Genomic DNA, 8,020 nt, shown 5'->3' on the forward strand with positions numbered 1-8,020 from the left:
CGGAGGGGCCACTGCCCTCCGCGAGCCGACCCCGTCACTCGCGCCCGTGGAGCCGGCGGGCGATCCGTACGACGCGAACCGCGTAGCCGAGCCACAGCAGACTCAAGCCGGTCAAGACCACCTGTTCGCCGGCCAGCATGCCCGGCCGCAACACGCCGGCCAGCGCGGCCAGCCCCACCGCCACCGGCGCCGTCGCGCAGTAGCCCGCCGCCACCGGGTGACCGGTGGCTCCGAGAACGATCGTCCCGAGTAGCACCGTCGCCGCGTAGAGGGCGCTTGCCGGCGACCCGAGGACACCGGGCCGGCCCTCACCAACGGCGGCGATCACGGTCACGAGAGAGGAGAGCACCGCCAGCAGGAAGGCATAGACGAACAGCTCGCTCCGGGCCTGGGTCGGGGTGAGGCGTCCGGCGCGGGCGAAGTACGGCGTCCTGTCATCGTCCCAGACGTACCGCTTGACGAGCCGGGGCCAGTCCAACCGGGAGCGTCGGCTAGACGCCGGGGCCCGTGTTCAGCCGCCCGCCCCTGGCCGCCGCGTCCTCCGGCCACTCGAGCGTCATCAACCGGAAGCGGACCTCCTTGGGGCCGAACAGCACGATCACGGTCTGCAGCCAGACGGCGATCCCGGCCAGAAGGGCGGTGAAGATGCCGAAGACCAGGATCGTCTTGATGATCCAGCGATAGGACAATCCCACCGTCGACGCCGACTTCTCGCCGATCAGGAACGAGTCATAGGCGAACCCCGCCGCGAAATACCCGACGATCAGGCAATAGGGGATCATGAACAGGGTGAGGCCCAGGAATTCGATCCAGGCCTGCTTGCGGAAGGACAGCTTCTCGCGGACGAGATCCACCCGCACGTGACGGTTCCGGACCAGCCCATACCCCAGCACCAGCGTGAACAGCGCGGTGTGGAAGTGCCACTCGAACTCCTGGATTACGGTGGACTCGAAGGCCCGCCCCAGGTGCTCGACGAGCCAGACCTGCATCCCCCCGATCTTCCGGAGGAACACGTCCCACATCGTGACGAAGACGAGCGGCAGGATGAAGACGGCGCCCCACCGCCCGACGAACTCCACGAACGACCGGAGCCGCTCGCTGATGCGCAGCAGCAACTCGACCGCCATCAGAACCTCCCCACCGCCTCCGAGAGCGGCTGGTTAGTCGTAGACCGCGCCCGGCAGCCACAGGGCCAGCATCGGGAACATCAGCACCAGGAGTAGACAGATCAGCTGCATGATGACGAACGGGATGATGCCCCGGTAGATGCTCTGGATCTTCACCTCGGCCGGGGCCAGGCCCTTCATGTAGAAGAGGGCGAAGCCGAACGGCGGGGTGAGGAACGACGTCTGGAGATTCACGGCGAGCAGGACCGTGAACCAGATGAGCACCGACTCCTTGGGCACATGCGCGCCGAAATCCATGTTGGCGATCATGGGCCCGAAGACGGGCAGGACGATCAGCGTGATCTCGATCCAGTCGAGGAAGAACCCCAGGACGAAGACGATGCCCATGATCAGAAAGGTCAGGCCCCAGGAGCCGAGCCCGGCCGACGTGATCAGGTGCTCGGCGACGGAATCCCCGCCGAGCGCCCGGAACACATAGGCGAAGCAGGTCGCCGAGATCACGATGAAGAAGATCATGCTGATGGTGAGGGCCGACGCGTTGGCGACCTCCTTCAGGGTCGTCCAGCCGCCCCGGCGCTTGGCCATGGCCAGGGCCACGGCGCCGAAAGCCCCCACCGCCCCCGCCGCGCTCGGCGTCGCCCAGCCGAACAGGATGGAGCCCTTGATCATCCCGATCAAAATGGCCGGGGGCAGGAAGCTGCGTACGAACAGGCCCGCGGTCTCGCCCAACCCGAGGTTGAGCTCGGTCGGTGGCAGCGGCGGACCCAGAGCGGGCTTCATCGCGCAGGTCGCGCTGATGCCGATCAGGTAGATGAGCGCAAGGAGGAGGCCCGGGCCCAGCGCCGCCATGAACAGGGTGCCCACCGACACGGACAGGAGGTCGGCGAACAGGATCAGCATGATGCTCGGGGGGATGAGGATGCCCAGCGTGCCGGCCGCGGCGATGCAGCCGGTGGCCAGGGCGTGGCTGTACCCCTGCCGCAGCATCGGCGCCAGGGCCAGCGACGTCATCATCGTCACCGAGGCGCCGATGATGCCGGTCATCGCCGCCAGGATCGTGCCCATCACCGTGACCGCCAGGGCCAGCGCTCCGGGGACGCGGCGGAGCAGCACCTGGCAGCAGTAGAGCAGGTCCTTGGCGATGCCGCTGCGCTCCATCATCACGCCCATGAACACGAACGTCGGAACGGAGACCAGCACGAGGTTCTCGGCAGCCTGGCCCCAGATACGCGGCACGAAGTTGAAGAACTCCACGAGCCGGAACGTGTCGAAGAGATAGCCCAGGAATCCGAAGACCAGCGCCGTGCCGCCGAGCACGAAGGCCACGGGGTATCCCGAGAACAGCAGCACGCCGAGGGTCAGGAACATGAACAACGGTAGATAATCCTGCACGAACGGAACGATCTCGACCTCGGGCCCGCTGCGAAGCCACAGCGTGTACGCCAGCACGATGGCGGCGGCCACCGGCAGCGCGAGCAGGATGAGGCGCAGACGGCCGTTGAGGGTGACGCCTTCAGGGACGAGTCGGGCCATCCAGAAGCCCTCCTGGGCGGGTTCGAAACGCCGTTGGGGGACGCTAACTGCAGGCAGTGAAGCCTGTCAAGGCCGATCTTCGCTCGAGCCGTGCACCGGTCGGCCTACCCGGGGTGGCGGCTTCACGCGGACAAGGCGTTGACACCCCGACCGCCAGGTGCTATCAGTTCGTCACTTTTCTCGGATGTTTAGCCGTGCCTTCGGCTTGCCGATCGCCCCTCCGGCCCGGGGCTGCAGGGCGACCGACTCGCGCTGATCAAGGAGGATCCGCCATGGAGTGTCAGCCGATGAAGCGTCGTTCCTTTCTCAGGGCATCGGGCGCCGCCGCGGCGGTGGCCGCCACCGGCCTGCAGGGCATCCTGGCGGCTGGCCAGGCCCCGGCCTGGGCCCAGGGCAAGAAGCTCCACATCGTGCGGTGGGTGGACTTCATCCCCGAAGCCGACGTGGAGCTGAAGCGGCAGGCCCCGGAGGCTTCCAAGGCGCTGGGCGCCGAGGTGGTCTTCGAGTTCATCAACGGCAACGACCTGCAGCCTCGCATCACCGCCGCCATCCAGTCGGGCAGCGGCGCCGACATCATCCAGATGCTCTGGAACTGGCCGCACCTTTACGCGAGCGGCATCGTGGACGTCTCGGACATCGCCGAGCCCATCGGCAAGGCCCAGGGCGGTTACTACGACGTCTTTCAGGCCACGGCCAGGGTCGGCGGCAAGTGGCTCGCCGTCCCGCACGGCGTCGTCGGCAACGCGGTCGCCTACCGTCGGTCCTGGCACAACGAGGTCGGGGCCAAGGAGTTTCCGAAGACCTGGGACGAGTGGCGCCAGGTGGGCAAGAAGCTCAAGGCCAAGGGCAGGCCCGTCGGTCAGGCCCTCGGCCACTCCTTCGGCGACCCGCCCACGTTCGCCTACCCGCTGCTATGGGACTTCGGCGGCGCCGAGGTCGACAAGAGCGGCAAGAAGGTCGTCCTCAACTCCAAGGCCACGCTGGAGTCGGTGAAGTTCCTGCAGGCCTTCTGGAAGGACGCCTGCGACGAAGGTGGCGCGGCCTGGGATGACACGAACAACAACCGGGCGTTCCACGCAGGGGAGATCAGCGCGAGCCTCAACGGCGCCTCGATCTACATCGTGGCCAAGCGCCAGAAGGACAAGATCAAGGACGACCGGGGCGAGCCGCTCTTTCAGGACATCGAGCACGCGGCGCTGCTGCCCAAGGGGCCGGCCGGCCAGTTCGCGCTCTACGTGCCGTTCCAGCACGCGATCATGAAGTACTCCAAGAACCAGAAGCTGGCCAAGGACTTCCTCAAGTGGCTGCACACCAAGGACAACTACGAGAAGTGGTTCCAGGTCAACGAAGGGTACAACGTCGGCCCCACCCAGGTTTGGGAAGAGCACCCCATGTGGAAGAAGGTCGACAAGCCGCTCCAGGTCTTCCGGCAGGCTGTCCGCCAGGCCCGGATGCTGGGCTCGCCGGGACCGGCGTCGGCCCGGGCCACCGAGGCCTACACGAAGTACATCATCGTGGACATGTACGCCAAGGCCGTGACGGGCACTAAGGCCGAGGATGCCGTGAAGTGGGCCGAGGGCGAGCTCAAGAACATTTACCAGAAGGCCTAGTCGAGCCCTGGGCGAGTACGATGTGAAGAACTCGGTCATCGGGGGTGTCGGGAGCGCCGCCAGAGTGGAGGTGGCGCTCGCGCACCCCAGAAGCACCCAGCCGCTGACGCGCTTCCTCGAAAGTGAGCGGCTGTTGGCCGTGCTGCTGCTGGCGCCGACCGTCGTCTTGCTCGGGTTGTTCATCGCCTACCCGTTCGTGATGGGGGTCTGGCTCTCACTGTCCAGCACCAGCGTCGGCAACCCGGGCGTGTTCGTGGGCCTGCAGAACTTCGTCCGGGCCTGGAACGACTCGATCTTCCGCACGGCGTTCTGGAACACGAGCGTCTACACGTTCTGGGCCACCATCTTCAAGCTGGCCCTGGGCATGTGGCTGGCGCTGCTACTCAACCGGCACTTCCGAGGCAAGCGGCTGGTGCGGGCGTCGATGCTGCTGCCGTTCATCGTCCCCACCGTGCTCAGCACCTTCGCCTGGCGCTGGATGTTCGATCCGACCTTCAGCGTCCTGAACTGGGTGCTCTACCAGGCCGGTATCATCACGGTGAAGCTGCCGTTCCTCTCCGACGGCACCTGGGCACTGTCCTGCGCGATTCTCGTGAACACCTGGCGGGGCATGCCGTTCTTCGCCATCACCCTCCTGGCCGGGCTGCAGACCATCAATCCCGACCTGCACGAGGCCGCCTCGCTGGACGGTGCCAACGGCTGGCGGCGCTTCTGGCACGTGACCTGGCCTCTGCTCAAGCCGGTGACCATCGTCGTGGTGGTGTTCTCGATCATCCAGACGTTCTCCGACTTCCAGCTCATCTACGTGCTCACCGGCGGGGGCCCCGCCAACTCCACGCACCTGCTGGCGACCTACGCCTACCAGGTCGGGGTCGCCACCGGACTCCTCGGCGAGGGCGCCGCCATCTCCCTCTTCATGCTCCCCGTCCTCTTCGTCGTGGTCTGGATCCAGCTGCGCTACCTCAGGAGACTCGAAGGCGCGTGATCACGGTAGATCGCGACTCGGATCGGGCGGCCGAACTAGCTCGCGCGTGGTTCCGGCGGGGCACGGGCGTGGCGATAGCCCGGGTGCCCGTGCCCTGTCCAACAGGTCGCGACTCTGATCGGGCGACTGAACAACCTCCCGGGTGGCTCCGGCGGGGCACGGGCGTGGGGCGCGGTGGTCGGGACTCTGATCGCGTGAGCGGAGAATCTCGCGGATGGTTCCGGGGGGGTGCGGGCGGGCGACAGCCCGGGCGCCCGCACCCTGTTCAATGATCGAGCAGCGCTGGAAAAAGTGGGCCTTCTTCTACATCCCTCTCACCCTGTTCGTCATCGGCACCCTGTTTCCCTTCTACTGGATGGCGGTCACGGCCTTTCGTCCCGACCACGAGCTCTACCGCTCCTGGCGGGCCGTCAACAACGCGCCGTTCTGGACCCTGCAGCCGACGCTGGCCCACTTCCAGGATCTGTTGGCCAAGACGACCTTCCCCCGCTGGCTGTGGAACACGTTCTTCATCGCGGTCATCTCCACGGCGATCTCGTTGTTCTGCGGGCTCCTGGCCGGCTACGCGCTAGCTCGACTGCGCTTCCCGGGGGCCGGGCTGCTGGGCACCTCGATCTTCGTGACTTACCTGGTGCCGCCCACGCTGCTGTTCATCCCCCTGGCCGACATCATCCGGAACTTCCAGCTCGGGAACACGCCGTGGGCGCTGATCCTGACGTACCCCACCTTCCTCATCCCCTTCTGCACCTGGCTGCTCATGGGCTACTTCAAGACCATACCCAGAGAGCTGGAGGAGTGTGCCCGCATCGACGGGGCCACCCGGTTCGGGGCGATGATGCGCATCATCTTTCCCATCGCGGTGCCCGGCATCCTGTCCGCCGGCATCTTCGCATTCACGCTGTCCTGGAACGAGTTCATCTACGCCCTGGTCTTCCTCTTCTCACCCGAGCGCAAGACGGTGCCGGTCGGTGTGGTGTCCGAGCTGATCCGGGGCGACATCTATTTCTGGGGTCAGCTGATGGCCGGCGCCCTGCTGGGCTCGGTGCCGGTGGCCCTGGTCTACTCGTTTTTCGTGGAGTACTACGTGACGGGCTTGACCGGCTCGGTCAAGGGCTGAGCGGCCTTGTGACCGCGCGCGGAAGCCACTATAGTGTGTCGGCAACCGGGTCGCCGGTGAAGCCGAGCTGGGGAGACGAGCAATGGCGCAGGTCGTCCTGAAGGACCTCAACAAAAAATTCGACGAAGTCCACGCCGTCAAGGACGTCAACCTCCACATCCGGGACAAGGAATTCGTCGTCCTGGTCGGGCCCTCCGGCTGCGGCAAGACGACGACCCTCCGCATGATCGCCGGGCTGGAGGAGATCACCGCCGGAGAGATCTCGATCGGGGATCGGGTGGTGAACGATCTGCCGCCCAAGGACCGCGACATCGCGATGGTCTTTCAGAACTACGCGCTCTACCCCCACATGACCGTCTACGACAACATGGCGTTCGGGCTCAAGATGCGGAAGTTCCCCAAGGCTGAGATCCAGAAGCGGGTGCAGGATGCCGCCGAGATCCTGGGCATCCAGGAACTGCTCAAGCGCAAGCCGCGCCAGCTCTCGGGCGGTCAGCGCCAGCGGGTCGCCGTGGGGCGGGCGATCGTCCGCCATCCCCAGGTCTTCCTCTTCGACGAGCCGCTGTCCAACCTGGACGCCAAGCTGCGCGTGCAGATGCGCGTGGAGCTCAAGCGCCTGCACGAGCGGCTCGCCACCACGGCCGTCTACGTCACCCACGACCAGGTGGAAGCCATGACGCTCGGGGATCGGGTTGTGGTCATGAAGGACGGCTGGATCCAGCAAGTCGGCGAGCCCCTGGAGCTCTACTCCCGGCCCGCCAACCGGTTCGTGGCCGGGTTCATCGGCTCGCCGGCCATGAACTTCGCCGACGTGACCATCAGCGAGACCAACGGGGCCCTCTGGGCCGAGAACCCGGGACTGCGGGTGCGCGTGCCCGCTCACCGACAGGACCGCTTGCGGGCCTACCGCGGTCAGCACGTCACGCTCGGGGTGCGTCCGGAGGACCTTCATCCCGCCGGCGGCAGCGACTCCCCCGACTACACCTTCGACTCCACGGTGGAAGTGGTGGAGCCGCTCGGCTCCGAGATCCTGCTCGACGTGAAGGCCAACACGAATGCCATGGTGGCCCGGGTGGACCCGACCGTGCGGGTGAAGGTGCACGAGAAGATCCGGCTGGCCCTCGATCCCGAACAGCTGCACTTCTTCGATCTGAAGACCGAAGTCGCTATCTAGGCGCCCGCGCCGGCCCTGCTCGACCGCTGTGCGCAGGTCGCTGATCGCGCTCGCGGGGACGTTGGTCGCGATCGCCTTGTTCACGGCCGGTCTGGCCTGGCTCCTCGATACCCCGACGCCGCCTGCCGGCGCCTCCCGGGGTGAGCGGCTCTATTACGCGTATTGCGTGACGTGTCACGGCACCGACGGCCGCGGCTCATGGCGGGCGCTGCTGTTCCTCATCCGGCCCGGCGACCTGGCCAACGCCACGCGCATGAGCCAGCACCCGGACCGCTATGTCTTCGACATCATCAAGCACGGCGGCGCCCCGCTCGGACGACCGGGAATGCCGGCCTTCGGCTACCACCTGAGCGACGCGGACATCAATGCGCTGGTCGGTTACGTGAGACGGCTGGCGACGAGACCTTGATGATGAACATGGGGGGCCCCGAAATGGCCCCATTCCCCCCATTTTGCGTGTCAATCGAGCCAGAG

8 protein-coding genes are annotated in these 8,020 nt (G+C 66.5%); 5 read left to right on the top strand and 3 right to left on the bottom strand.

Going from position 1 to position 8,020, the window contains the following annotated elements; all coding sequences use genetic code 11:
• Positions 1–34 precede the first annotated feature (34 nt).
• The 3 genes from VFR64_04345 to VFR64_04355 are packed head-to-tail and all read right to left on the bottom strand — an operon-like array spanning position 35 to position 2,660.
• Positions 35–478: a hypothetical protein gene (locus tag VFR64_04345; protein ID HET9488970.1), complete on the bottom strand. Its 444-nt coding sequence runs from the start codon at positions 476–478 to the stop codon at positions 35–37.
• Positions 479–491: 13 nt separating this feature from the next.
• Positions 492–1,127: a TRAP transporter small permease subunit gene (locus VFR64_04350; GenBank protein HET9488971.1), complete on the bottom strand. Its 636-nt coding sequence runs from the start codon at positions 1,125–1,127 to the stop codon at positions 492–494.
• Positions 1,128–1,160: 33 nt separating this feature from the next.
• Entirely contained in the window at positions 1,161–2,660 is a 1,500-nt protein-coding gene (locus VFR64_04355) for a TRAP transporter large permease subunit (protein ID HET9488972.1), read from the bottom strand.
• Between the two features lie 272 nt (positions 2,661–2,932).
• Between VFR64_04355 and VFR64_04360 the strand changes: the two genes are divergently transcribed.
• From VFR64_04360 to VFR64_04380, 5 genes are all read left to right on the top strand, one after another.
• On the top strand, positions 2,933–4,270 hold the full coding sequence (locus VFR64_04360; protein ID HET9488973.1) for an extracellular solute-binding protein: 1,338 nt from the start codon (positions 2,933–2,935) through the stop codon (positions 4,268–4,270).
• A gap of 22 nt (positions 4,271–4,292) precedes the next feature.
• On the top strand, positions 4,293–5,255 hold the full coding sequence (locus tag VFR64_04365; protein ID HET9488974.1) for a sugar ABC transporter permease: 963 nt from the start codon (positions 4,293–4,295) through the stop codon (positions 5,253–5,255).
• A gap of 268 nt (positions 5,256–5,523) precedes the next feature.
• The gene (locus tag VFR64_04370; GenBank protein ID HET9488975.1) at positions 5,524–6,372 is read left to right on the top strand and encodes a carbohydrate ABC transporter permease; all 849 of its coding nucleotides are present in this window, start codon (positions 5,524–5,526) and stop codon (positions 6,370–6,372) included.
• 82 nt (positions 6,373–6,454) lie between these two features.
• Complete coding sequence (ugpC, locus tag VFR64_04375; protein ID HET9488976.1) at positions 6,455–7,546, top strand: sn-glycerol-3-phosphate ABC transporter ATP-binding protein UgpC; 1,092 nt, start codon at positions 6,455–6,457, stop codon at positions 7,544–7,546.
• Positions 7,547–7,574: 28 nt separating this feature from the next.
• Positions 7,575–7,955 (top strand): cytochrome c, encoded by a 381-nt coding sequence (locus VFR64_04380; protein ID HET9488977.1) that lies wholly within the window; start codon positions 7,575–7,577, stop codon positions 7,953–7,955.
• Positions 7,956–8,020 lie beyond the last annotated feature (65 nt).

This window comes from Candidatus Methylomirabilota bacterium, assembly GCA_035709005.1.
In the GTDB taxonomy this organism is placed as follows: Bacteria; Methylomirabilota; Methylomirabilia; order Rokubacteriales; family CSP1-6; genus 40CM-4-69-5.

Coding starts and splice junctions, on each gene's coding strand:
- VFR64_04350 (HET9488971.1), bottom strand. CDS start 1,127: ATGGCGGTCGAGTTGCTGCTGCGCATCAGCGAGCGGCTCCGGTCGTTC.
- VFR64_04355 (HET9488972.1), bottom strand. CDS start 2,660: ATGGCCCGACTCGTCCCTGAAGGCGTCACCCTCAACGGCCGTCTGCGC.
- VFR64_04360 (HET9488973.1), top strand. CDS start 2,933: ATGGAGTGTCAGCCGATGAAGCGTCGTTCCTTTCTCAGGGCATCGGGC.
- VFR64_04370 (HET9488975.1), top strand. CDS start 5,524: ATGATCGAGCAGCGCTGGAAAAAGTGGGCCTTCTTCTACATCCCTCTC.
- ugpC (HET9488976.1), top strand. CDS start 6,455: ATGGCGCAGGTCGTCCTGAAGGACCTCAACAAAAAATTCGACGAAGTC.